The sequence below is a fragment of the Mycobacterium sp. PTI7 genome, assembly GCF_056679845.1.
On record NZ_CM155252.1, the window covers coordinates 2,365,525 to 2,388,326 of the forward strand.

The following is a 22,802-nucleotide window of genomic DNA, read 5'->3' on the forward strand; positions in this document are numbered from 1 at the left end:
CGAGGGACCCATCGCCGTCTACCGCCGTGTGTGACTACTTGCCATCCGAGCCGCCCGAGTCGGAACCACCCGAGCTGCCGCCCGAGTCGCCACCGGAGGCGGAGGATCCGCCGGCCGACGAACCGCTCTCGGAGGCACCGCCGCCCGAGCTACCGCCCGTGCTGGAGGACCCTGCCTTGGTCTTCGGCTCGGCCTTGTTGGCCCCGGTGCTGCCGGTCGAGCTGCTCGAGCTGCTCGAGCTGCTCGACGCGCCGGCCGAGGAGCTGTCGGAGGTGTCGGCCTTCGCCGCCTTCTCCGCCTTCTCCGCCTTCTTCGTCGTGGTGCTCGACGCACTGGACGTCTCGGCCGCGGGGGCCTTCTTGGCGACCGGCGCGCTGACCTCGGCGGCCGGAGCCGCCTCGGCCGCCGGGGCCTCCTCGGCGTCGGACACCTCGGGTGCGGCGGCCAGCGCGGGTGCCGCGCTGCGTGCCGACCGTGCGACGCTCGTCGTGTCGCTGACGTCGCTGGTGTCCGGTTGCACGGCGCCCTGGGTCTCGGCAGGCGCCGCCAGGATGCTCAGCGCCGTCTCGGCCGTGGTGCCGATGGTGGAGGCCGCGTTGCCCGCGGTCTGCAGTCCGATCGACCCGACCGCGCCCGTGTAGGCCAGACCCTGGGCTCCGGTCGCCGTGGCACCCGCGAGCGCCTGGGCTCCCGTCGCCGTGGTGCCGGCCAGTGCCTGCGCTCCGGTGGCGACGCCACCCGCGAGCGCCTGCGCACCGGTCGCGACTCCACCCGCGAGTGCCTGCGCACCGGTGGCCGCGCCACCGGCCACGGCCTGCGCGACCGTGGCACCTGCACCGGCGAGACCCTGCGCGAGCGCGGTGGACGTTCCGGCGCCGAGGGTCGCCAGCGCGGCGGCGTAGCTCCCCGGGTTGAACGGGTTGGACAGGATGGCGGCCAGCGCGCCGAGTCCGCCTGCGGCGAACGCGGAACCCGCGGTGCCGAGCGCGGCGAGACCGGTGGCACCGGTCACCGTCAGCGCCTGCAGACCCGTCGCACCGGTCGTGCCGATGGCGGCGAGGCCCTGAGCACCGGTGACGGTGATCGCCTGCAGACCCGTCGCGCCCGTGACCGTGGCCGCGTTGAGGGCGGTCGCGCCGGTCGCGCCGATGGCGGCCAGACCCTGGGCACCGGTCACACCGAGCCCCTGCAGCCCCACCGCACCGGCGGCCTGGATGCCGGACAGCGTCTGCTGAAGGGCGAGCCCGCCTCCGGCGACCGTCACCTCGAGTGCGGCGCCGAGGTCACCGGGCGTGACCGCGAGCGTCGAGATCGAGTCCTCCGGGGCGACCCGCAGCGCGGTCGTCACGACCGGCGCCTCCGGGGTTCCGCCGACGACCAGGCCGAGTGCCGTGGTGATCGCCGTGGCCAGCGTGGCACCGACGCCACCGATCGTGGCCAGGGTCGAGGCGCCCGCGGCGCCCAGACCGGCGATCACCTGAGCACCGCCACCGACGACGCCGGCCAGGCCGAACGCGCCGGCCTGCCCCAGCGAGGCCAGCCCGATGCTGCCCGCCGCGTTCAACGTCCCGAGGCCGGTGGCCACAGTCCCACCGAGGCCCGCGAGGCCGAGGGCACCGGTGGCGCCGAGTCCGGCAAGCCCGCCCGTGAGCGCCGTAGAGGTGCCGGCGAGCAGGGAGCCGAGCGCGACTGCGTAGTTCGCGGGGTTGAGCGGGTTGGACAGGATTGCCGTGATCGCCGCGACGCCGCCGCCCAGCAACGAGGCGCCTGCCGCTCCGGCGGTCGCGAGGCCGGAGGCGCCGACGGCGCCCAACGTGCCCAGACCGGCGGTGAGGGTGGTACCCAGACCGGCAAGACCGATGCCGCCGGCGGCGCCGAGTCCGGCGAGCGCGACCGTGCCCGCCCCGCCGAGTCCGGCCACCAGCGTGGTGAGCCCGCCACCGATGCCCGCCAGCGCCTGCGTGCCCGCGGTCGCCAGACCGGTGAAGGCGTTGTTGAGGGCGACGGCCGCGCCGGTGGCGAGGACGCCCACCGCGGCGAGGAGGTCGGGTGCGAGTTCACTCAACGCGGTCCCGAGCGCCAGGTTCAGCGTGCTGCCTGCCGTCCCGAGGGTCTGGCCGATGCCCGTTCCCAGGGAGCCGAGCGCGAAGTTCAGCTGCGAGCCCGCGATGCCCAGGCCCTGAGCGGCCGTGCCCAAAGTCGTTGAGGTACCGGCGATCAGGAGCGCTAGTGCCGCGGGGTAGGCACCGGGGTTCAGCGGATTGCTGGCGATCGTGGCCAGTGCGGCGAGCGTGGTCGTCGAGAGGCCGGTGCCCGCGACGCCGAGGGTCTGGTTGAGCGTGGACCCCGCGGTGCCGAAGTTGACCAGCGCCTGCGAACCGGTGAGCCCGAGGCCCTGGTTCAGCTGGGTGCCTGCAACGCCGAGTCCTGTGCCGATGGTCGCGAGCGCCTCGGCGAGACCGGTGGGCGTGTACTCGGCGTACACCGTGCGGATCGAGTCGGCACTGATCGAGAGGTTGGGGGCGGGCGGCGCCATCGGGCTGATGGCGATGGCGGTTGCTCCAACCAGCGCGATGCCGGCGGAGAGAGGTGAACGGAGAGCAAGTTGCATGACAACCCCCTGATTAGGAATGTGGCGCGATCAGCAAAAGTTACATCAAGGAAAAGTCGATAGCCAGAGATTTGCAAACAGACCTTTTGAACGCTTTTCCGATCACCAAAACAGTTTGCTACAAGATCAGTTCGCTGGGCTTGCCAGAATTGCGCCGAGCGCGCCGCGACGACCATTTCTGACGTTGGCGTCATTGCGTGTGTGAGTCCAATCACGCGACGTCACGACATGGTCGACGTCCTCAGTTGCACCCCGGCGATCGACGCCTCGCACGACGAGGAAATCGCACGTCAACGGGTCCGTAGATTAACGAATGCGCGCGTTGGCGCCTGCCGCACGGCAGTCGTTCCGAACTCCGCGGGACGAGGCCCTACGCCGGCGTCGTGAGCCGACGTCGACGCGGCTCGCGCGATGCCTCTGTAGTCGACGTTGTTCGCTGACACTGCACGCGGCGGTACGGGGCGGGGTGGCCGCGCCAGACGCTCCGGCGTGTCGCGGCGGGCTCGGGCGCTTCGCTCGCGCCCGGGTCGGCCGCGACACCGTCCCGCACGGCGGTCGCGGCCGGGAAAAAGAGCCTCTCACCGGCGGCGACGATGCCCCTCGTCGGCGGCGGATCCGATCGCGATCAATCTCGATTGAGTGGTTTATCGACGGATCGAAGTGGGTAACACCATTTTGTTTGGCTTATCTAACCAGAGCTGTGCGGTGCGTGAATGGTGCGTGCCGCAAGATTTGCGCGCAACGTGATCGTGATTGGTCATTTGACCACCGCGGCAATTGCCCCCAGTGTGTGTCCAATTTGCCATGGCAAACTCCTCGACACGCGTCAGGCAACGCCGGCCGGGCACGCTCGACCGCGGCGGACGCGGTGTTGCACTGGTCCCGGAACGGGGTTGCCTGACGCGCATCGTCACTCCGCGGGCTTGACGGCGAGGACGGGCTTGGGGCTCTCGAGCAGCACCTGCTGCGACACGCTGCCCATCAGCAGCTTGCCCACGGGGTTGCGGTCCTTGATCCCGATCACGAGCAACTCGGCGTCGTGGCCGTCCATCGCCGTGAGCAGCTCCGTGGCCGCGTCGACGCCCACCGGCTGGGACACCTCGAACGGCACGCCCGCCGCGCTGAGTGCGTCCCGGACGTCGCCCAGCTGTTCGGGCGTCGCGAACGTGGAGTCCGTGTAGGCGTCGCCCGCCGTCGAGTTGATGACCAGCACCCGGGTGTTGCGCAGCTTGGCCTCCGCGATCCCGTGCGTAAGCGCCGCCTGCCCGTATCTGTCTGCGGTGTAACCGATCACGATCATGCCTGGGCCTTCTCTCTCTGATCCTTGTCGTCCTCGACCACCAGCAGCGTCTCTTCGTCACGGTGCAGCAGCTTGAGCACCAGCGGGATGAGCAGCAGGATCGCCATCGCCACGTAGGTGCCGATCGCCACCGGCTCGGTGAACAGGCCGCTCCACTCGCCGCCACCGAGCTGCAGGCTCTGCCGCAGCTGACGTTCGATCCTGGGGCCCAGGATGACGCCGATGATTAGCGGCAGGACCGGCAGACCGAATCGCCGCATCATCAGACCCAGCAGCCCGAAGATCAGCAGCAGCGCCAGGTCGAGCGGCTGCAGGTTCACCGCGAACGCTCCGAGCGTCGCGAAGAAGAGGATGCCCGCGTACAGGTACGGCCGCGGGGTGCGCAGCAGCTTGGCCCACAGCGGCGCCAACGGGAGGTTGAGCGCCAGGAGCAGGAAGTTGCCGATGAAGAGGCTCGCGATGAGCGTCCAGATGAGCAGCGGCTCCTTCTCGAAGAGCGTCGGGCCGGGCTGGATGCCGTAGGACACGAACGCCGTGAGCATCACGGCCGCCGTCGCGTTGGTGGGCAGGCCCAGCGACAGCATCGGCACCAGCGTGCCCGCCGCGGACGCGTTGTTCGCGGCCTCGGGACCGGCCACGCCCTCGATCGCGCCCTTGCCGAACTCCTCGGGGTGCTTGCTCAGCTTCTTCTCGGTGATGTAGCTCAGGAACGTCGGCAGCTCCGCGCCACCGGCGGGCAGGGCACCGAACGGGAACCCGTACGCGGTACCGCGCAACCACGGCTTCCACGACCGCTTGAAGTCGTCCTTGCCCATCCACGGCCGACCGACCGGGATGATGTCGGCGGGACGCCTGCGCAGGTGCGCGGCGACCCACAGGGCCTCGCCGAGGGCGAAGATGGCCACCGCGATGACGACGATGTCGATGCCGTCGGACAGCTGCGGGATGCCGAACGTGGCGCGCGGCTGCCCCGTGAGGAAGTCGATGCCGACGATGCCGATGGACAGGCCCAGCACCAGTGAGATCGCCCCGCGCAGCTTGGAACTGCCGAGCACCGCGGTGACGGCGACGAGCGCGAACAGCATGATCGCCAGGTACGACGGGGCGCCGAGGGTGACCGCGAACCGCGAGATGACGGGCGCGAACAGGGCCAGCAGGGTGGTGCCGATGGCACCGGCCACGAACGACCCGATGGCCGCCGTGGCGAGTGCCTGCGCGGCTCGGCCCGCCTTGGCCATCTTGTTGCCCTCGATCGCCGTGATCACCGACGACGACTCCCCCGGCGTGTTCAGCAGGATCGACGTCGTCGACCCGCCGTACATGCCGCCGTAGAAGATGCCTGCGAACATGATGAACGCCGCACTGGGGCTGACGTTGTAGGTGATGGGTAGTAGCAGTGCCACCGTCATGGCGGGTCCGATGCCGGGCAGCACGCCCACCGCGGTGCCCAGGAGCACGCCGATGCAGGCGTACAGCAGGTTCATCGGCGTCGCGGCCTCGGCGAAGCCCTGCATGAGCCAGTCGAAGTTGTTCACTAGAGGATTCCGTCCAAGATGCCTGCGGGCAGCGGGATTCCGAGCCCTGAATAGAACGCGTAGAAGCTGGCGAGCGCCAGGATCAGTCCGATCCCGACGTTGCGCACGTAGTGCTTGCTGCCGAGAATCGTTGCCGCGGCGCCGAAGAACAGCGTGCTGGTGATGACCCACCCGAGCGGGTTGACGAGCAGGATCATCGCGACGAAGCACGCGACGAGCATCCCGACCGTCTTCCAGTCACTCGGCATGTCGGGATCGATGTCCTCGCCGGCGTCGGCCTCGCCGCGGGATCCGCGTGGGATCGCCACGGCCAGGATGACCGCCAGGACCAGTGCGGCGATGCCGATGACCATCGGGAAGAACTTCGGCCCGACCGGGTCCACCTTCGCGAACCCCTCCGGCAGGGTCAGTGCGTTGAAGACGAGGAACGCGCCGACGATCGCGAGCACCGCGACCACCAGGTACTGCGCGTAGTCCACCCGCTTCTCGGGTGCCTGCTCCGGGGCACTCACAGCAGACCCAGTTCGGTCAGCGTCGACGACACCCGCTCGTCCTGATCGGTGAGGAACTGATCGAACTCCTCACCGGTGGCGAACGCGTCGCTCCATCCGTTCTTCACCAGCGCTTCCTTCCATGCGTCCGTGGCGTGCAGTTCCTCGAGCACCTTGACCAGCGCGGCCCGGGACTCACCCGAGATGCCGGGGGGCCCGAGTACTCCACGCCAGTTGGTGAAGGTCAGATCGATGCCGGCCTCGCGCAGCGTGGGGGCGTCGACGCCCTCGACCCGCTCGTCACCCGACACCGCGAGCACGCGGACCGACCCGGCCTCGATCTGGTCGACGTACTCGCCGAGACCCGAGGTGCCCGCGGCGATCTTCTTGCCCAGCAGGGCCGTCAGCAGGTCGCCGCCGCCGTCGTAGGCGATGTAGTTGACCTTGCGCGGATCGATGCCCGCGGCGCGCGCGGTCTCCATCGGGAACAGGTGGTCCGGTCCACCGGGGGACGACCCGCCGCCGACGGTCACCTTGGCGGGGTCGGCCTTCCACGCGGCCACCAGATCCTGCACGGTGCGGAACGGCGAGTCGGCGGGGACCAGGATCCCCTCCTGCTCCTCCACCATGCGGGCCAGCGGCGTGGCGTCCGACGCCCGCGCGTTGGACCCGTTGGTGTAGGTGGCACCGACGACGCCGAGCCCCATCATCATCATCAGGTCGCCGTTGCCGCGTTCGTTCATCAGGCGCGCCATCGCCACCGTGCCGCCGGCACCGATGACGTTGAACACCTCGATGCGGCCGGTGATGTCCTTGTCCTCCATGATCTTCACCGCCGTGCGGGCGGTCAGGTCATACCCGCCGCCCGGGCTGTTGGGGACCATCATGCGGAGGCGGTGCATGCTCGACGGATCGTCGCCACGCGTCACCCCGCATCCGGTCATCACCATGGCGAGCAGCACCACGGCGGCCAGCCACTTCGTACTTCGTCGAACCATCGACACGGTCGTCCCCTTCACTGGATGTGATGCTCAGCCATACTGGGCCTCCCAGGTGATCCAGGTCACTGTTTCGGACGCAAAGGAAGTTGTGGTCGTTGAGTCCACTCGACCGTGATCGAATCGACCGATGACCAGGTTGGCCCCGCGGAAGCTGACCGCGCGCAGCCTGGCCGGTCAGTTCCTGGCCTTCCAGGTGCTCGTGGTCGCCGTCGTGCTCGGCGCGGTCGCCGCAGTGTCGGTGGCGCAGTCCACCCAGGAGTTCCGGGAGGTGCGCGGGCAGCGGATGATCGCGGTCGCGGAAAACCTGGCCTCGACGCCGATCGTCCGGGAGCGGTACGCCGATCCTTCCGCCTCGCTGGTGCTCGCGCCCGACGTCGATCGCGCCGTCGCGCTGTCGGGCGCCCGGCTGGTGGAGATCTCCGCGCCCGACGGCGTGATCCGGGCGTCGTCGGATCCGTCCCGGGTGGGCCGGCGCGCCGACTTCGGGCCCAGCCTGGTGGTGCAGGGCCGGGCCTGGGCGGGCGACGTCGAGATCGAGCAGGACGGCGGCGGCGTGCACTCCCTGATCGGTCAGGTGCCCATCCTGTCCACCGACGGCGCGGTGCTCGCGGTGGTGTCGGTCAGCGAGCCGTACCCGTCGACGTGGCAGCTGCTCAGCGGAGCGGGTGAGCGCCTCCTGGTGTACCTCGGACTCGGGGCGGCGCTCGGCCTGCTGACGTCGTGGCTGCTGTCGCGGCGGATCAAGCGCCACACCCGCGGCCTCGAGGTCGCCGAGATCGCCGGCCTGGCCGACCACCGCGAGGCCCTGCTGCACAGCATCCGCGAGGGCGTGGTCGCCGTGAACCCCGACGGCGTCGTCACCCTGCTCAACGACAGCGCCCAGGAGTTGCTCGGCGTCGGCGGCGACGCGGTGGGCCGGCACCTCGACGCGACCGGCATCGACCCCGCCGTCACCCGGTTCCTGCTCTCCGGGGACGAGGGCAGCGACGTCGTGATCACCACGCGGACAAGGGTTCTCGCGCTGAATCGACGCCCGGCCAGCACCCGGGGCGAGCGCATCGGTACCGTCACCACCATGCGTGACAGCACCGAGCTGGCCTCCATGCAGGGCCAGCTGTCGTCACACAAGAGTGTCACCGACACGTTGCGCGCGCAGACCCACGAATTCGCGAACCAGCTGCACACCATCTCCGGTCTCGTCCAGCTCGGCGAGTACGACGCCGTACGCAGCCTGGTCGGCACGCTCACCCGCCGCCGTGCGGAGATCAGCGACGCCGTGACCCGCCACGTCTCCGACCCCGCGGTGGCCGCACTGCTGATCGCGAAGACCTCCCTGGCCGCCGAGAGCGGGGTGGCGTTGCAGATCGACGACCGCAGCCACCTCGCGGCGCTCGATCCCGCGCTCGCCACCGACGTCATCACCGTGCTGGGCAATCTGATCGACAACGCCGTCGACGTCTCCGAGGGATCGGGCCGCGCCGTGGTGCGGGTGGCGGTGAACGACGGCGACTGCCTGACCATCTCGGTGGCCGACTCCGGGCCCGGCGTACCCGAGGACATGCGCGAGACGATCTTCGCGCGCGGGATCACCTCGAAGGCCGAGGTGCCGGGCGGCCGCGGCATCGGGCTGGCGCTGGTGCGGCTGGTCAGCGCGCAACTCGGCGGGTCGGTCCGGGTGTCCGACGGCGCCGCGGGCGGTGCGGTGTTCGACGTCAGCCTGCCCAGCCCGAATTCGACGGCGGTGGCCGTCGATGCGTGACGTCCTGGTGGTCGACGACGACTTCATGGTGGCCGAGATCCACCGGCGGTTCGTCGAACGCGTCCCCGGGTTCCGCGCGATCGGGGTGGCGCGCACCGGCGCCGAGGCGCTCGAGCAGGCCGTCGCGCTGTCCCCCGACCTGCTGCTGCTCGACGTCCACCTGCCGGACATGACCGGCCTCGACGTCCTGCAGCGGCTGCGGTCGGGCGGCGACCGCGTGGGCGTCATCATGATCACCGCGGCACGCGAACTCGACACGGTCGCCGGGGCGCTCGACGGCGGCGCCGCCGACTACCTGATGAAGCCGTTCGAGTTCGACCAGTTCGAGGGCAAGCTGCAGGCGTTCGCCGCCCGCGCCGACGCACTCACGGCCGCCACCGGTGCCGACCAGTCGCTGATCGACACGCTGTTCGGCTCGGCGGCGCAGCGCACCGAGCAGCTGCCCAAGGGTCTCGGCGCCGAGACCGGCCGCCTGGTGCTCGACGCGCTGCGCACCGCGGGCGAGGTGTCGGCCGCGGAATGCGCTGAGCTGATCGGCATCTCGCGGGTCAGCGCGCGCCGCTACCTCGAGCACTACCTGGGCGCCGGGGCCGTCGAGCTGCGCCTGCAGTACGGCGCGGGCCGACCCGAACGGCGGTACCGCGCCGCGCGGTGACGTCGAACTGTCAAGATCGGTCATGCGCAACCCCCGACGCGTGCTGGCCGCGCTCTGCACCGTCACGTTGGTGGCGTCCTGCGGTTCCGCGGCCCGCGACTCCCCCGCCGCCGCGCCGCCCGCGGACCCGCGGGCCGACGCCGTGCTGCGCATCGTCGACGAGGTGATGGACACCTCCCACCTGCGCGCGGTGATCGTCCGCGTCACCCAGGACGGCCGCGACGTCGTCACCGCCGCCACCGGGGAGTCGATGACCGGCGTACCCGCGACGCCCGCCATGCACTTCCGCAACGGGGCGGTGGCCATCTCCTACGTCGCCACCCTGCTGCTGCGCCTCGCCGAGCAGGGCACCGTCGGGCTCGACGACACGCTGTCGACGTGGCTGCCCGACGTGCCGCACGCCGACCGGGTGACACTGCGCCAGCTCGCCCGGATGACCTCCGGCTACCGCGACTACGTCATCGGCAACACCGCGTTCGACGACGCGTCGCAGGCCGACCCGTTCCGGCAGTGGACGCCCGACGACCTGCTCGCCTACGCGACGTCCGGGCCGCTGCTCTACGAACCGGGGACCAATTGGAACTACGCCCACACCAACTACGTCCTGCTGGGCCTGGCCCTGGAGAAGGCGACCGGCGAGGACGTCGCCACGCTGATCTCCGAGCAGGTGCTCCGCCCGCTCGGCCTGACCGCCACCGCGGACTCGGCCACGCCGGACATCCCGACGCCGGTACTGCACGCCTTCACCGGCGAACGCCGCCAGGCACTCGGAATCCCGAGCGGCACACCGTTCTACGAGGAGTCCACGTTTTGGAATCCGTCGTGGACCATCACCCGCGGCGCCGTTCAAACCACCACGATCCACGACATGGCCGCCTCGGCCGTCGCGATCGGCACCGGCACGCTGCTGTCCCGCGACTCCTACGACCTGATGGTCGCCACCGATCTGCGCGGCAGGACCAGGGCGCAGCCCGGGTGTGCCACCTGCGCGCCGATGACCGACGGCTACACCTACGGCATGGGCATCGTCACCTCCGGCGATTGGCTGCTGCAGAACCCGATGTTCGCCGGGCAGGCCGGCGTCATGGCGTACCTGCCGGCCGAGAAGATCGCGATCGCGGTCGCCGTCACCTTCGCGCCCGAGGCGTTCGACGACGCCGGCAACTACGTCAACGCCGCCATGACCCTGTTCCGCAGGCTCGGCGCCGAGCTGGCGCCCGGCCACGCCCCACCCGTGCCGCCGGGATGACGCCGATGGACGAGAATGACTGACCGTGGCTCCCACGGTCCTCTTCATCCGCAATGAACACATCGCCACCGAGGCGATGCTCGGCGACGCGTTCGTCGAATCCGGCTACGAGGTCGCGACGTTCGACGTCGTTCCGCCCGCCGGCACCCTCGACGTGGACGTGACCTTCCCCGATCCGCGCGACTACGACGTGGTCGTCCCGCTGGGGGCGAGCTGGCCGGTGTACGGCGGGCAGCGCTGGATCGAGGCCGAGATGCAGATGCTGCGCGACGCCGCCGACGCGGGCGTCGCGGCGCTCGGGGTGTGCTTCGGGGGCCAGCTGCTGGCCCAGGCGCACGGCGGGTCCGTCGGCCGCGCCGACGTACCCGAGATCGGCTGGTACGAGATCGACACCGACGACGCCGACCTGATCCCCGGCGGCCGCTGGTTCCAGTGGCACTTCGACGCGTGGCGACTCCCGCCCGGCGCCACGGAACTCGCGCGCACGGCCAACGCCTCGCAGGCCTTCCTGCTCGGCCGGACGCTGGCGCTGCAGTTCCACCCCGAACTCGACACCGACCTGCTCGAGACGTGGCTGGCCGCCGACGGGGGCGCCGACCTCGACGCCGTGGGGCTCACCGCGGATCGATTGCGGTCCGCCACGGCCGATCTGCAGGCCGACGCGGGTGCGCGACTACGCCACCTGGTCCGCGAGTTCACCAGGCGGGTGGTCGCTCAGCCGTGCCCCAGCTGATGTGACAGCGCGCCGCGGACGTCGGGATGACGGAAGCGGTGCTCCACCGACGCGAGCTTGGCCGCCACCACCCGCTGGCTGGCCTCGGCCAGCTCGCGCGCTCCCTGCCTACCGAGGAGCAGCCGCGGGCCGAAGCCCGGCACCGGCACGATCGCCGGCCGGTGCATGACACTGGCCAGCACCTTCGTGTACTCCTCGTTGCGCACCGGGTTCGGCGCCACGGCGTTCACGGGACCGACGAGCCGGTCGTCGTAGATCGCGCGGTAATAGACGTCGAGCAGATCGTCGATGCCGATCCACGACAGCCACTGCTTGCCCGAGCCGAGACGCCCGCCGACACCGGCTGCGAACAGGGGACGCAGCAGCTTGAGGGTGCCGCCGTCGGCGGCCTGCACGATCCCGGTCCGCACCGGCACCACGCGCACCCCGGCGTCGACGGCGGGGGCCAGGGCTGCCTCCCAGTCCGACACGACGTCGGCGAGGAAGCCCTCGCCGCGGCCGGCATCCTCGGTGAGCTGGACGTCACCGCGGTCGTACCCGTAGAACCCGATGGCGGACGCGCTGACGAACACGCGCGGGCCGCCGTCGCGCGCGGCGAGTTCGGCCAGCTTGCGCGTCGGCTCGATGCGGCTGCCGCGCACCGCCCGCCGGTGCGCCTCGTTGAACCGGCCGGAGATGGACTCACCCGCCAGGTGGACGACGGCGTCGACGCCGTCGAGGAGGTCCGGTGCCGGGTCGGCCGGGTTCCAGCGGCGTTCACCGTCGGAGGTCGGCTCGTGCCGGACCAGCCGGACGATGCGGTGCCCGCCGGTGCTGAGCATCGCGGTGAGCGCCGTCCCGACGAGACCGGACGCGCCGGTGACCGCGATCGTCAACCGGCCCGCGCCGGCCTGGGCCGCGTCGCGGTGTGCGGCGAGGTCGTCGGCGAGCTGACGGTGCCGGTAGACGAAGGTCGAGCGCAGTCCCGCGCCGGGCACGGTGGTGTCGACCCGGTCGGACACGCGGGTGGTTCCCGCCGTGGGTCCCTCGGCGAAGTCGTGGGTGTGGCGCCACCAGCCGATCACGCGCGGCGGGAGCGAGCGGACGCCCGACGAGGACAGGGCGTCGACGAAGCGGTGCGGCGGGTCGTAGGCGGCCGGATCGTGCTGGGCGATCCACCGCAGTCCGCCGGGAAGGCCGAGGATGGCCTGGCCGTCGGCGAGCGACGGCGTCTCGGCGACCACCGTCATCGGCTGCCACGGCGGAACCAGCCGCCGCATCGCGCCCTGCCGGGTGTGCCAGGCGAAGACCTCGTCCAGCGGATGGTCGACGACGCTCTCGTATTCGATGCCCACGATCCTTGATTCGTTGCAGGGAACCATCCGGATCGCCCGTGCGGCGGTCGGCGTGTCTAGGAGGTGGTGCGCGGCCGATCGTCGTCGGCCGGGTCGTCCTCGACGGCGACCGCCGTGGTCTCGGCCTCCGAGGTCGACTTCGCGGGGCTCGACTCGGTGGGGGTCGACTCCGTAGGGATCGCCTCGGTCTCGGTGGTCGTCCGCGTGGTGTCGGACTCACCCGTGTCGGCGTCGGCGTAGGTGGGGATCTGCGTCGTCGCGTCGTCCGGGTAGTCCTCGGCGGGCTCGGACAGCACCTCGGTGCGATCCTCCGGCCCGTCCTCGACGTCCGCGACGGCGCCGCCGTCGCGCGAGCGTTCCCGCAGGGCGTCGACGATGAGCAGGACGACGCCGATGACGCTGGCGCCGATGCACACCCAGGCGATCAGTTCGTTACTGGTGACGACCGCGGTGACGAGGGCTGCGAGGCCCACGACGGCAAGGACGAGCGCAACGATGAGCACGGATCAGCCGATCGGTTAGTTGTTGCCCCGGTTGAACTGGTTGAACTGGGTGCCGTCGGTGTTGGCGGTCGAGTCGACCGGCGCCGCCGAGCCACGCTGTCCGAGTTCCTCCAGCTGCGACTCGAGGTAGGTCTTCAGTCGCGTGCGGTACTCGCGCTCGAAGGTGCGCAGCTGCTCGAGCCGCCCTTCGAGCACGGTGCGCTGCTGGTTGATGGTGCCCATGATCTCGGAGTGCTTGCGCTCGGCGTCGGCCTGGAGGGCGTCGGCCTTCTCCTGCGCCTGGCGCAGCTGCGTCTCCGAGCGCGTCTGCGCGTCGAGCAGCAGAGCGTCGGCGCGCTGCTTGGCCTCGGTGACCGTGGTGTCCGCCGTCTGGCGGGCCTCACTGACCATGAGGTCGGCCTGCGCCCGTGCGTCGGACAGCAGCTTGTCGGACTCCGCCTGCGCGGTACTGGTCAGACGGTCTGCGGTGTCCTGCGCGAGGGTGAGGACGCGGGCCGCACGCATGGCCGATTCCTCGCTCTGCGGCGCGGCCTGGACCGGCGCGGCGGCGGGCGGAGCCTCGTACACGGGCTGCGCGGGCGCCGGGGGCTCCGGTTCGGGCTCCGGCTGCTGGTACAGCGGGATCGACTGGGCGGGCTGCCCGTTGCCACCGCCGGCGCGTGCCGAGGCGACCTCGGAGTCAAGCTCGCTGACACGCTGGCGGAGGTCGGCGTTCTCCTCGATCAGGCGGGTCAGCTCGTTCTCGACCAGGTCGAGGAAGGCGTCAACCTCGTCCTCGTTGTAGCCGCGCTTGCCGATGGGTGGCTTGCTGAATGCGACGTTGTGAACGTCAGCAGGAGTGAGCGGCATCGTCTGCCCCCTTGGAGTCTGGACCGTCAACCGGTCTCAAAGTGTAGAGCCATGGTGGAAGTAACTGGCGCCCATCCTGTCACAGGAGACTCGCCGGTTGCACGAGAGGCCGGAATTAAGAGCGATCTTCAGTCTTCGACCACTCGGCTCCCGGACGGTCAGGCCGCCGCGCCGAAGGCCAGCTGCATTCCGATGAACGCCACCAGCAGCAACACCATGATCGACAGGTCGAACCGGATCGCACCTATCGTGAGCTGCGGAATCAGTCGCCGGAGCAACTTCACGGGCGGATCTGTCAACGTCAAGATGACCTCGAGGACCACCACGGTGAAGCCCTTGGGACGCCAGTCCCGGCTGAAGGATCGGATGAACTCCACGACGACCCTGGCGATGAGCAATAGCCAGAATACGAACAGCGCGAAGCCAAGGATCTCGAAGAACAACGCCAAGGGGGCGACCTCACTCCAGGCAGATGTGTGACAGTGCACGTACGCGGTGCGTACCGCGACGGGATTCGGCTCCGAGCCTACCCGCCGCGGGCGACGTCACCCCGGACCAACCGGCACGGCTACTGGTAGGAGTAGAAACCCGCCTCGGCGATCCGCCTGCGCTCCTCGGCGCTGACGTCGACGTCGGCCGGCGACAGCAGGAAGACCTTGGTGGCCACCTTGTCGAAGGATCCGCGCAGGGCGAACGCCAGCCCGGCGGCGAAGTCGACCAGACGCTTGGCGTCCGCGTTGTCCATCGACACCAGATCCATGATCACGGGCGTGCCGTCGCGGAAGCGCTCGCCGATGGTGCGGGCCTCGCTGTAGTCCTTGGGGCGCAGCGTGGTGATCTTCGCGAGCGGGCTGCCTGCCTCGAACAGCTCGGCCATCCGGCGCGGCTCCATCGCCGCGGACCCGCGGGTCGCGCCGCGCAGCGTGTTGAAGCGCGGCTGGGCGAACTCGCTACGGGGACCGCCTCGCATGCCGGCGCGGTAGCCGGGCTCCTCCATGTAGCCGGCGCCGCGGTAGCCGGCGGGCACGGGATCCATCTCGCGACCGAACTCGCGCTCGAATTCCCTTGCGCCGGTGCGCTCGTCGTAGCCACGCGGCTCGCGCTCGCGGCCGTAGGACTCCTCCTCGAAGCGCTCCTCGCGGGGACGTCGCGGGTACGCCGCACGTGCGGTGCGATCGTCGTCCTCGTAGTACTCGTCGTCGTAGTCGTCCATCGGCGCCATACCGAAGTAGGCCTTGACCTTATGCAACGTGCTCATCTGGATGACCCTTCGCCGAGACTGTGGTTTGTGTTGTCTGTGATGAAGTTGTGACTGGTGTGACTGATGAAGGTGACGTTAGCGGGCGGTGTGGTGTGAGGGCGGTACCGACACGCGCACGCGCGCAGCCATGTTGAAACGCCGTCTCGAGGTCGCCGATGGACCGAGCCGTTGCCTGACCGAGGACTAGTACCCGTCCGGACTCGACCGTCAAACGTCCGGTCGTCCACGACGGGGTCATTCCATCCACACCAGTGCGGCGAGCCTGCCCGTGGGCGCTCCGCGCCGGTGGCTGAACAGGTTTCGATCCTCGACCGTGCACCGCGGGTCGACGTCGATCGCACGCACCCCCGCCTCGGAGAGTTGGCGCACCAGGCCGGCGCGGATGTCGAGCGCCGGCGTGCCCCTGGCCGTGGTGGTGCGACTGCCCGGCAGCGCAGTCTCGACCTCGTCGGCCACCTGGGCGGGCACCTCGTAGTTGCGACCGCTGACCGCCGGGCCCAGGAGCACCGAGATGTCCTCGACGCGGGCGCCGCGTTCCACCATGGCCTCGACGGTGCGGAGCACCACGCCGTTCCGAGCGCCGACCCGGCCCGCGTGCGCGGCGCCGACGACGCCCGCCCGCGCGTCGGCCAGCAGGACCGGGACGCAGTCGGCGCTGAGCACGGCGAGCGCCAGCCGCGGCTCCGTCGTCACCAGCGCATCGACGTCGGCGACGGTGGGTCCGGGCCCGTCGATGACCGCGACCCGGTCGGAGTGCACCTGGTGCATCCACCGCACCCGGTCGGGACCGAGACCCGTCGCCGCCGCCAGCCGTCTGCGGTTGGCGGCGACGGCGTCGGGATCGTCTCCGACGTGGTCGCCGAGGTTGAAGGTGTCGTACGGCGGTGCCGAGAACCCACCCCTACGCGTGGTGGTGACCCGGCGGACGCGGACGCTCACGCTACTGAGACCGACGTGCGTCGGGCTCAGTGCCGCATGAACGGCGGCACGTCGACGTCGTCGTCGTCGTCCCCGCCGCCACCGATGCTGACCGTCGCACCGTTGGTGTGCAGCGACGTGTCGGCGGGATGGGCGGGCTCACCGAACGGCGAGCCGACCTTGCCCGCACGCCCCGGCGCGATCGCCTGGCCGGCCGGACCGGTCACCGGCGCGCGGCTCGGTCCCGTGGCGTCGAAGCCCGCCGCGATGACCGTGACGCGCACCTCGTCGCCGAGCGAGTCGTCGATCACCGTGCCGAAGATGATGTTCGCGTCCTGATGCGCGGAGTCCTGCACCAGCGACGCCGCCTCGTTGATCTCGAACAGGCCGAGGTCACTGCCGCCGGCGACCGACAGCAGCACGCCCTGGGCACCCTCCATGGACTGCTCGAGCAGCGGCGAGTTGATCGCGATCTCGGCGGCCTTGAGCGCGCGTCCGTCGCCTCGCGCCGACCCGATGCCCATGAGCGCGGTGCCTGCACCACTCATGACGCCCTTGACGTCGGCGAAGTCGACGTTGATCAGGCCGGGCGTCGTGATCAGGTCGGTGATGCCCTGCACGCCGTTGAGCAGCACCTCGTCGGCACTGCGGAACGCGTCCATCAGCGATACCGCCGCGTCGCCCATCTGCAGCAGACGGTCGTTGGGGATCACGATGAGCGTGTCGCAGCTCTCGCGCAGCGCGGTGATGCCCGTCTCGGCCTGGTTCGACCGGCGCTTGCCCTCGAACGAGAACGGCCGGGTGACGACGCCGACCGTGAGCGCACCGAGCTTGCGCGCGATGGTCGCGACGACGGGTGCGCCACCGGTGCCGGTGCCACCACCCTCGCCTGCGGTCACGAACACCATGTCGGCACCGCGGAGCAGTTCCTCGATGTCGTCCTTGGCGTCCTCGGCGGCCTTGCGTCCGACCTCGGGATCGGCGCCCGCGCCAAGGCCCCGGGTGGAGTCGCGGCCGACGTCGAGCTTCACGTCGGCATCGCTCATCAACAACGCCTGAGCGTCGGTGTTGATGGCGATGAACTCGACGCCCTTGAGGCCCTGTTCGATCATTCGGTTGACGGCATTCACGCCGCCGCCACCGATGCCGACCACCTTGATGACGGCGAGATAGTTGTGCGGGGGCGTCATCGTCGCCTTCCTCCCTGATTGCCTGGATGGGGTGCCGGACTCCCGGGCAAAACCCTCAACCTCAACCACAGGCTTAGAGTTATGTCAAGTAGATCCGTACGACCAGAACGGTAGGGCGAGTACGGAGGGTATCCGCGCAGGCGCGCCGTGGCGTGTCGGTATTTCGTGGCAGGCGACGACGACCCGCGGCGCGGGAACTACTTGACGGTCGGCAGATCCGGGCTCGACACGTCGTAGGTGCGACCCGGCTGCGTCAGCAGCGCGGCCAGCTTGAGCGCCTTCTCCTCGGTGCGGTCGGTGGTCCCCCAGATCACCTCGCGACCGTCGAACAGCGTCAGCGTGATCGACGCGACCGACGGTGCCGCGATGCGACTCACCTGGCCCGACACCTCGGGCCGCAGCGACAGCAGCACCTGTAGCGCCGCCTTGGTCGGGGCATCGGTGGGCCCCGGGTTCTCGGTGTCGAGGTACGGCAGGCCGGGCGGCGGCGGCGCGGTGGCGAAGTCGACGCCGTCCCGGTCGAACAGGTGCGGGCCGTCCGGATAGTCCTTGAGCACCACGGGCATCCGCTCGACGATCGTGATCCGCAGCGTCGACGGGTACTCGCGCTGCACGCGGGCGCTGGCCACCTTGCGGATGGTGGCCACCCGCTCGGCCACGGTGTCGGTGTTGATCTGCAGCAGCGGCGTCCCCGGCTGGACCGCCGCGGCCGTCTCGATCTCCGCGGGCGTCACCGTCACCAGCCCGGTGATCACCGTCGCCCGCGCCGCCATGATCGGCGTGAAGTAGAGCAGCAGACCGGCCCCGACCACGACGACGCTGACCAGCGCCGACCACAGCAGCGCCTTGAGGCCCCGGATCAGCCCGCGGGCGGGCGCCTTGGCCTCCGGCGCGGGCTTGCCGACGACGCGCCGCTTGGCCTCGCGGCGGGCGTCCTCGATCGCCGTGGCGCGCGCCTGGGCGGCGCGGCGCTCCTCGCGTTCGCGGCGGGCGCGTCTGCGCGGTCCCTCGAAGTCCTCGTCCTCGGCGTCCGGATCGCCCTCGGCGGCATCGGCATCGGCATCGGGATCGGCGCCGGGCGCCGCGGCGCCCTCGGTCTCGTCGACGGGTACCGGGTCGTCCGCCGTCGGATCGTCCCCGGCGGGCCCGCCGGTCATCGGCGCAGTGCCTGGTCGATGGCCGCCAGGATCTCCTGGCCGAGCAGCGTCACGTCACCCGCACCCATCGTGACGACGACGTCCCCGGGATGGGCGGCGGCGGCGACGCGCGCGGCGACGGTCGAGAAGTCGGGCACGTAGTGGCACCGGGTCGACACATGCTCGGTGATCGACGCCCCGCTGATGCCGGGCAGCGGCTGCTCGCGTGCGGCGTACACGTCGAGGACGAAGACCTCGTCGGCCAGGTCGAGCGCCCGGCCGAACTCCGCGGCGAAGGCCTGCGTCCGGGAGTAGAGGTGCGGTTGGAACACGACGATCGACCGCGAATCGCCCGCCACGGCGCGGACCGCCTCGAGTGTCGCGCGCACCTCGGTCGGATGGTGGGCGTAGTCGTCGAACACGCGGACCCCGGCGGCCGTGCCGACCGCCTCGAACCTGCGCCGCACGCCCTCGAAGCCGGCCAGCCCGTCGAGCACCGCACCCGTGTCGGCGCCCGCCTCCCGCGCGGCGAGCAGCGCCGCGAGCGCGTTGAGCGCCATGTGCCTGCCCGGGACCGCGAGCCGCATGCCGCGGTCGGCGTCCTCCCCCGCGAACCGGATCGTCGCGACCCCGCCGGTGCCCTGCTGCGTCCAGTCCCGCAGCGACACGGCGAGATCCGGGTCGTCCCCCGAGCCGTAGGCCAGCACCCGGACGCCACGGGCCCGGGACCGCTCGGCGAGCGCCGCGGCACCGGGATCGTCGGCGCAGACCACCAGCGCGCCGCCGGGGCTCAGCCGGGCCACGAAGTCGTCGAACACCTGGGCGTAGGCCTCCGGGGTGCCGAAGTGGTCGAGGTGGTCGGCCTCGACGTTGGTGACCACCGCGACGTCCGGGCCGTACTCGAGCAGCGAGCCGTCACTCTCGTCGGCCTCGGCGACGAACACGTCACCGCTGCCGTGGTGCGCATTGGTCCCGGCCTCGCCCAGGTCGCCGCCGACGGCGAACGACGGGTCGAACCCGTCGTGCTGCAGCGCGACGATCACCATCGACGTCGTCGTCGTCTTGCCGTGCGTGCCGGTCACCATCACGGTGCGGTAGCCGTCCATCAGCCGCGCCAGCACGGTCGGCCGCATGATGACGGGGAGTCCGCGCCGGTGGGCCTCCACCAGTTCGGGATTCGTCTTGGGGATGGCGGCGTGCGTGCTGACGACGGCTGTCGGTCCCCCCTCGAGCATGTCCAGGGCCGACGGATCGTGACCGACGCGGACCTGCGCGCCCCGCGCCCGCAGCGCGGCGAGCCCACGGGACTCCTTGGCGTCCGAGCCGGACACCTGGCCGCCGCGGTCCAGCAGGATCCGCGCGATCCCCGACATCCCGGCGCCGCCGATGCCCACCATGTGAACGCGCCGCAGCACCTCCGGCAGATCGCGTGCGCTCATCGGCGTCGCCTCCTCGGTTCGGCCGCGACGGCCAGCGCCACCTCGGCCACCCGCAGCGCGGCGTCGCGGTGGCCGGCGAGCGCGGCCGCCGACGTCATCGCGGCGAGCCTGTGCTCGTCGGACAGGATCGTGGACACCGTCGAGGCGACGAACGCGGGCGTCAGCGCGGCGTCGTCGACCAGCAGGCCGCCGCCGGCACCCACCACCGGCAGCGCGTTGAGCCGCTGTTCGCCGTTGCCGATGGGCAGCGGGACGTAGATGGCGGGCAGGCCGATGGCGCTGACCTCGGCGACGGTCATGGCGCCGGACCGGCAGATCGCCAGGTCGGCCGCGGCATAGGCCAGGTCCATCCGGCTCAGGTACGGCACCGCCACGTACGGCGGGTCACCCGGCCGCGGGTCGGCGAGGTCGAGGACGTTCTTCGGGCCGTGGGCGTGCAGCACCGAGACCCCGGCTGCGGCGAGGGCATCCGCCGCTCCGGCCACCGCGCGGTTGATCGACTGCGCGCCCTGCGATCCGCCGAACACCAGCAGCACGCGGTCGTCGTCGCCGAAGCCGAAGTGGGCCCGCGCCTCCGAGCGCAGTGCGGCGCGGTCCAGCGTGGTGATGCTGTGGCGTACCGGCACCCCGACGACCTCGACGGGACCGAGACCGGGATCGGGGACGGCGGCCAGCACGCGGCGCGCCGACCGCGCACCCACCCGGTTGGCCCACCCCGCGCGGGCGTTCGCCTCGTGCACGACCACCGGGATGGACCGTCGGCCCCGGACGCCGCCGCGGGCGGCGAGGTAGGCGGGCAGCGCCACGTAGCCACCGAAGCCGATCACGACGTCGGCGTTCACGGCGTCGAGGACGGCGCGGGTCTGCCGGACCGCCTCGCGGACCCGCACGGGCAGCCGGGCGAGGTCACCGCTGGGCTTGCGCGGCAGCGGCACCGGCGTGATCAGTTCGAGGCTGTAGCCACGCTCGGGGATGAGCCTGGTCTCGAGGCCGCGGTAGGTGCCGAGGGCCGTGATCCTGATGCCCGGGTCGAGCGAGACGAGCGCGTCGGCGACGGCCATGGCGGGTTCGATGTGTCCCGCGGTGCCACCACCGGCGAGAACGACGGATGTGCCTCGGTCGCTCCCGGGAATGGCGCGGTCAGTCACCCGTAGGGTCGGCCTTCCAGTGAGCGGGCCCGACGGCCCTGTTGGCTTTGACGGCCTCCATGATGCACTGCGCCGCTCACCCTACGGTCGCCCGCCTCGGCGGTACGCCTCCGATCGTCCCGCGCCGGCTTGCCGCGCGACTTCCGCTGGGCCTTGTCCTGGGCCTTCTCGCGGACCTTGGCACCGGCTCTCGCCTCGCCCTTGGTCGGTGTCTTCGGCCTGCCCCTGACCGGGACCGCGGCCTTGGCCTTCGCCGGGGTCTTCGGTGCGGCCTTCCGGCCGGGGGCGGTCTTGCCCCCCGCGGACCCGGGCCGGGTGCGCAGCCGGTCCTTCACCGCGTCGAGCCGCGACGGGACGTACGGCTGCGGCATCGGCAGCCGCAGCAGCCGGTTCATCCGGTCGTCGCGCCCGGACCGCAGCGCCGCCACCGCCTCGGGTTCGTGTCGCGCGGCGTTGGCGATGATGCCGATCATGAGAAGGGTGGTGGCCGTTGACGTTCCGCCCGCCGATATCAGTGGCAGCTGCAGACCGGTCACGGGCAGCAGACCCACGACGTAGCCGATGTTGATGAACGCCTGCCCGAGCACCCACAGCGTCGTGGTGGCCGTCAGCAGACGCAGGAACGGGTCCACCGAGCGGCGGGCGATGCGCATGCCGGTGTAGGCGAAGAGCCCGAACAGCAGGAGCAGGCCGGCGGCGCCGACGAAGCCGAGTTCCTCGCCGATGATGGCGAAGATGAAGTCGTTGTGCGCGTTGGGCAGATAGTTCCACTTCGCCGTGCCCTGGCCCAGCCCGTCGCCGAAGACGCCGCCGTTGGCCAGCGCGAAGCGTGCCTGCTTGGCCTGGTAGCCGGAGCCCTGGGCGTCGGCGGCGGGATCGAGCCAGGACTGGACGCGCGCCGAGCGGTAACCGGCCGACACGGCCAGGACGCCGGCGGCGATCACGACGGCCAGCAGCGAGCTGAGGAACACCTTCAGCGGCAGGCCCGCGTACCAGAGCAGGCCCAGCAGGATGATGCCCAGCGAGACCGTCTGTCCAAGGTCGGGCTGCAGCACGATGAGCATCAGCGCGACGAACGCGGCGGGCACCAGCGGGAAGAGCATCTCGCGCAGCGAGGCCTGCTCCATCCGCCGCGAGGCCAGCAGGTGGGCACCCCAGATGGCGAACGCGATCTTCGCCAGCTCCGACGGCTGCATCGACAGACCGGCGACCACGAACCAGCCGCGGGAGCCGTTGGACAGCGTGCCGATGCCGGGGATCAGCACCAGCACCAGCAGGATGATCGTCACGATGAAGCCGGGGAACGCGAGCCGCCGCATCACCGCGATCGGCATGCGCAGGGCCACGTAGAACGCCAGCAGCCCGACGCACGTCCACAGCACCTGCTTGGCGAAGATGGCCCAGGGCGTGCCGTCCTCGTCGTAGGAGTGCACGCCGGAGGCGGACAGCACCATGATGAGTCCGAGGGTGACCAGCAGCGCTGCCACGGCGATGATCAGGTGAAACGACGTCATCGGGCGTTCGAGCCAGGCGCCGAACTTGGTGCGGGGTCCCACGGGCGGGCGGGGCCCCGTCGCGGTGGCGGGAGCGTCGGCGTCGGACGTGCGGCGCAGGCGCAACCGCGTCAGCAGCGCGCTCACGCGGTCGGTCCGGACGCCGGGGTCACACGAGCCACGGACGCATCACATGA

General features: G+C 71.1%; 20 protein-coding genes. 4 read left to right on the plus strand and 16 right to left on the minus strand.

Annotated elements, in window-relative coordinates:
- Positions 1-34: 34 nt before the first annotated feature.
- The 5 genes from AC1MEY_RS11425 to AC1MEY_RS11445 form a co-directional block, all read right to left on the minus strand.
- On the minus strand, positions 35-2,611 hold the full coding sequence (locus AC1MEY_RS11425) for a beta strand repeat-containing protein (protein WP_480230737.1): 2,577 nt from the start codon (positions 2,609-2,611) through the stop codon (positions 35-37).
- A 910-nt stretch (positions 2,612-3,521) separates the two neighbouring features.
- Positions 3,522-3,911, minus strand: coding sequence for a universal stress protein (locus tag AC1MEY_RS11430; protein ID WP_480230738.1), 390 nt, complete (start codon positions 3,909-3,911; stop codon positions 3,522-3,524).
- Positions 3,908-5,446: a tripartite tricarboxylate transporter permease gene (locus AC1MEY_RS11435; protein WP_480230739.1), complete on the minus strand. Its 1,539-nt coding sequence runs from the start codon at positions 5,444-5,446 to the stop codon at positions 3,908-3,910. Before AC1MEY_RS11435 ends, AC1MEY_RS11430 begins: the two co-directional genes overlap by 4 nt.
- A complete protein-coding gene (locus tag AC1MEY_RS11440; protein WP_480230740.1) occupies positions 5,446-5,958 on the minus strand; it encodes a tripartite tricarboxylate transporter TctB family protein in 513 nt (170 codons plus the stop codon). Before AC1MEY_RS11440 ends, AC1MEY_RS11435 begins: the two co-directional genes overlap by 1 nt.
- On the minus strand, positions 5,955-6,935 hold the full coding sequence (locus tag AC1MEY_RS11445) for a Bug family tripartite tricarboxylate transporter substrate binding protein (RefSeq protein WP_480230741.1): 981 nt from the start codon (positions 6,933-6,935) through the stop codon (positions 5,955-5,957). Before AC1MEY_RS11445 ends, AC1MEY_RS11440 begins: the two co-directional genes overlap by 4 nt.
- Positions 6,936-7,065: 130 nt before the next feature.
- Here AC1MEY_RS11445 and AC1MEY_RS11450 point away from each other — a divergent pair, with 130 nt between their 5' ends.
- From AC1MEY_RS11450 to AC1MEY_RS11465, 4 genes are read left to right on the plus strand one after another with little or no spacing between them, the layout of a single operon-like run.
- Entirely contained in the window at positions 7,066-8,697 is a 1,632-nt protein-coding gene (locus tag AC1MEY_RS11450) for a sensor histidine kinase (protein ID WP_480230742.1), read from the plus strand.
- Positions 8,690-9,352 (plus strand): response regulator, encoded by a 663-nt coding sequence (locus tag AC1MEY_RS11455; RefSeq protein WP_480230743.1) that lies wholly within the window; start codon positions 8,690-8,692, stop codon positions 9,350-9,352. The genes AC1MEY_RS11450 and AC1MEY_RS11455 overlap by 8 nt, the downstream gene beginning before the upstream one ends.
- A gap of 22 nt (positions 9,353-9,374) precedes the next feature.
- Entirely contained in the window at positions 9,375-10,601 is a 1,227-nt protein-coding gene (locus AC1MEY_RS11460; RefSeq protein WP_480230744.1) for a serine hydrolase domain-containing protein, read from the plus strand.
- 25 nt (positions 10,602-10,626) lie between these two features.
- On the plus strand, positions 10,627-11,334 hold the full coding sequence (locus AC1MEY_RS11465) for a type 1 glutamine amidotransferase (protein ID WP_480230745.1): 708 nt from the start codon (positions 10,627-10,629) through the stop codon (positions 11,332-11,334).
- Here the strand turns inward: AC1MEY_RS11465 and AC1MEY_RS11470 are convergent.
- The 11 genes from AC1MEY_RS11470 to ftsW all read right to left on the minus strand — a co-directional run bounded on the left by AC1MEY_RS11470 (position 11,316) and on the right by ftsW (position 22,743).
- Entirely contained in the window at positions 11,316-12,668 is a 1,353-nt protein-coding gene (locus tag AC1MEY_RS11470) for a TIGR01777 family oxidoreductase (RefSeq protein WP_480230746.1), read from the minus strand. The genes AC1MEY_RS11465 and AC1MEY_RS11470 overlap by 19 nt on opposite strands.
- A 56-nt stretch (positions 12,669-12,724) precedes the next feature.
- On the minus strand, positions 12,725-13,171 hold the full coding sequence (locus AC1MEY_RS11475) for a hypothetical protein (RefSeq protein ID WP_480230747.1): 447 nt from the start codon (positions 13,169-13,171) through the stop codon (positions 12,725-12,727).
- 15 nt (positions 13,172-13,186) lie between these two features.
- On the minus strand, positions 13,187-14,020 hold the full coding sequence (gene wag31, locus AC1MEY_RS11480; protein ID WP_480230748.1) for a DivIVA-like cell division protein Wag31: 834 nt from the start codon (positions 14,018-14,020) through the stop codon (positions 13,187-13,189).
- A gap of 158 nt (positions 14,021-14,178) precedes the next feature.
- Positions 14,179-14,469 carry a YggT family protein gene (locus AC1MEY_RS11485; protein WP_480230749.1) on the minus strand — a complete coding sequence of 97 codons (291 nt, stop codon included), beginning with the start codon at positions 14,467-14,469 and terminating at the stop codon, positions 14,179-14,181.
- 119 nt (positions 14,470-14,588) lie between these two features.
- A complete protein-coding gene (locus AC1MEY_RS11490) occupies positions 14,589-15,278 on the minus strand; it encodes a cell division protein SepF (protein WP_480230750.1) in 690 nt (229 codons plus the stop codon).
- 237 nt (positions 15,279-15,515) lie between these two features.
- The gene (pgeF, locus tag AC1MEY_RS11495; RefSeq protein WP_480230751.1) at positions 15,516-16,220 is read right to left on the minus strand and encodes a peptidoglycan editing factor PgeF; all 705 of its coding nucleotides are present in this window, start codon (positions 16,218-16,220) and stop codon (positions 15,516-15,518) included.
- Positions 16,221-16,246: 26 nt separating this feature from the next.
- Complete coding sequence (ftsZ, locus tag AC1MEY_RS11500) at positions 16,247-17,389, minus strand: cell division protein FtsZ (protein ID WP_480230752.1); 1,143 nt, start codon at positions 17,387-17,389, stop codon at positions 16,247-16,249.
- Between the two features lie 197 nt (positions 17,390-17,586).
- Complete coding sequence (locus AC1MEY_RS11505) at positions 17,587-18,546, minus strand: cell division protein FtsQ/DivIB (protein WP_480230753.1); 960 nt, start codon at positions 18,544-18,546, stop codon at positions 17,587-17,589.
- The gene (murC, locus tag AC1MEY_RS11510; protein WP_480230754.1) at positions 18,543-19,964 is read right to left on the minus strand and encodes a UDP-N-acetylmuramate--L-alanine ligase; all 1,422 of its coding nucleotides are present in this window, start codon (positions 19,962-19,964) and stop codon (positions 18,543-18,545) included. Before murC ends, AC1MEY_RS11505 begins: the two co-directional genes overlap by 4 nt.
- A complete protein-coding gene (locus AC1MEY_RS11515; protein WP_480230755.1) occupies positions 19,961-21,025 on the minus strand; it encodes a UDP-N-acetylglucosamine--N-acetylmuramyl-(pentapeptide) pyrophosphoryl-undecaprenol N-acetylglucosamine transferase in 1,065 nt (354 codons plus the stop codon). The genes murC and AC1MEY_RS11515 overlap by 4 nt, the downstream gene beginning before the upstream one ends.
- An 83-nt stretch (positions 21,026-21,108) precedes the next feature.
- On the minus strand, positions 21,109-22,743 hold the full coding sequence (ftsW, locus tag AC1MEY_RS11520) for a putative lipid II flippase FtsW (RefSeq protein WP_480231430.1): 1,635 nt from the start codon (positions 22,741-22,743) through the stop codon (positions 21,109-21,111).
- Between the last annotated feature and the right edge of the window lie 59 nt (positions 22,744-22,802).

Bases quoted from the DNA above. Each gene is read 5' to 3' on its own strand.
- AC1MEY_RS11425 (WP_480230737.1), bottom strand. From the start codon at position 2,611: ATGCAACTTGCTCTCCGTTCACCTCTCTCCGCCGGCATCGCGCTGGTT.
- wag31 (WP_480230748.1), bottom strand. From the start codon at position 14,020: ATGCCGCTCACTCCTGCTGACGTTCACAACGTCGCATTCAGCAAGCCA.
- AC1MEY_RS11455 (WP_480230743.1), top strand. From the start codon at position 8,690: ATGCGTGACGTCCTGGTGGTCGACGACGACTTCATGGTGGCCGAGATC.
- ftsZ (WP_480230752.1), bottom strand. From the start codon at position 17,389: ATGACGCCCCCGCACAACTATCTCGCCGTCATCAAGGTGGTCGGCATC.
- AC1MEY_RS11490 (WP_480230750.1), bottom strand. From the start codon at position 15,278: ATGAGCACGTTGCATAAGGTCAAGGCCTACTTCGGTATGGCGCCGATG.
- AC1MEY_RS11515 (WP_480230755.1), bottom strand. From the start codon at position 21,025: ATGGCCGTCGCCGACGCGCTCGTCTCGCTCGACCCGGGCATCAGGATC.
- AC1MEY_RS11505 (WP_480230753.1), bottom strand. From the start codon at position 18,546: ATGACCGGCGGGCCCGCCGGGGACGATCCGACGGCGGACGACCCGGTA.
- murC (WP_480230754.1), bottom strand. From the start codon at position 19,964: ATGAGCGCACGCGATCTGCCGGAGGTGCTGCGGCGCGTTCACATGGTG.
- AC1MEY_RS11460 (WP_480230744.1), top strand. From the start codon at position 9,375: ATGCGCAACCCCCGACGCGTGCTGGCCGCGCTCTGCACCGTCACGTTG.
- AC1MEY_RS11430 (WP_480230738.1), bottom strand. From the start codon at position 3,911: ATGATCGTGATCGGTTACACCGCAGACAGATACGGGCAGGCGGCGCTT.
- AC1MEY_RS11445 (WP_480230741.1), bottom strand. From the start codon at position 6,935: ATGGTTCGACGAAGTACGAAGTGGCTGGCCGCCGTGGTGCTGCTCGCC.
- AC1MEY_RS11450 (WP_480230742.1), top strand. From the start codon at position 7,066: ATGACCAGGTTGGCCCCGCGGAAGCTGACCGCGCGCAGCCTGGCCGGT.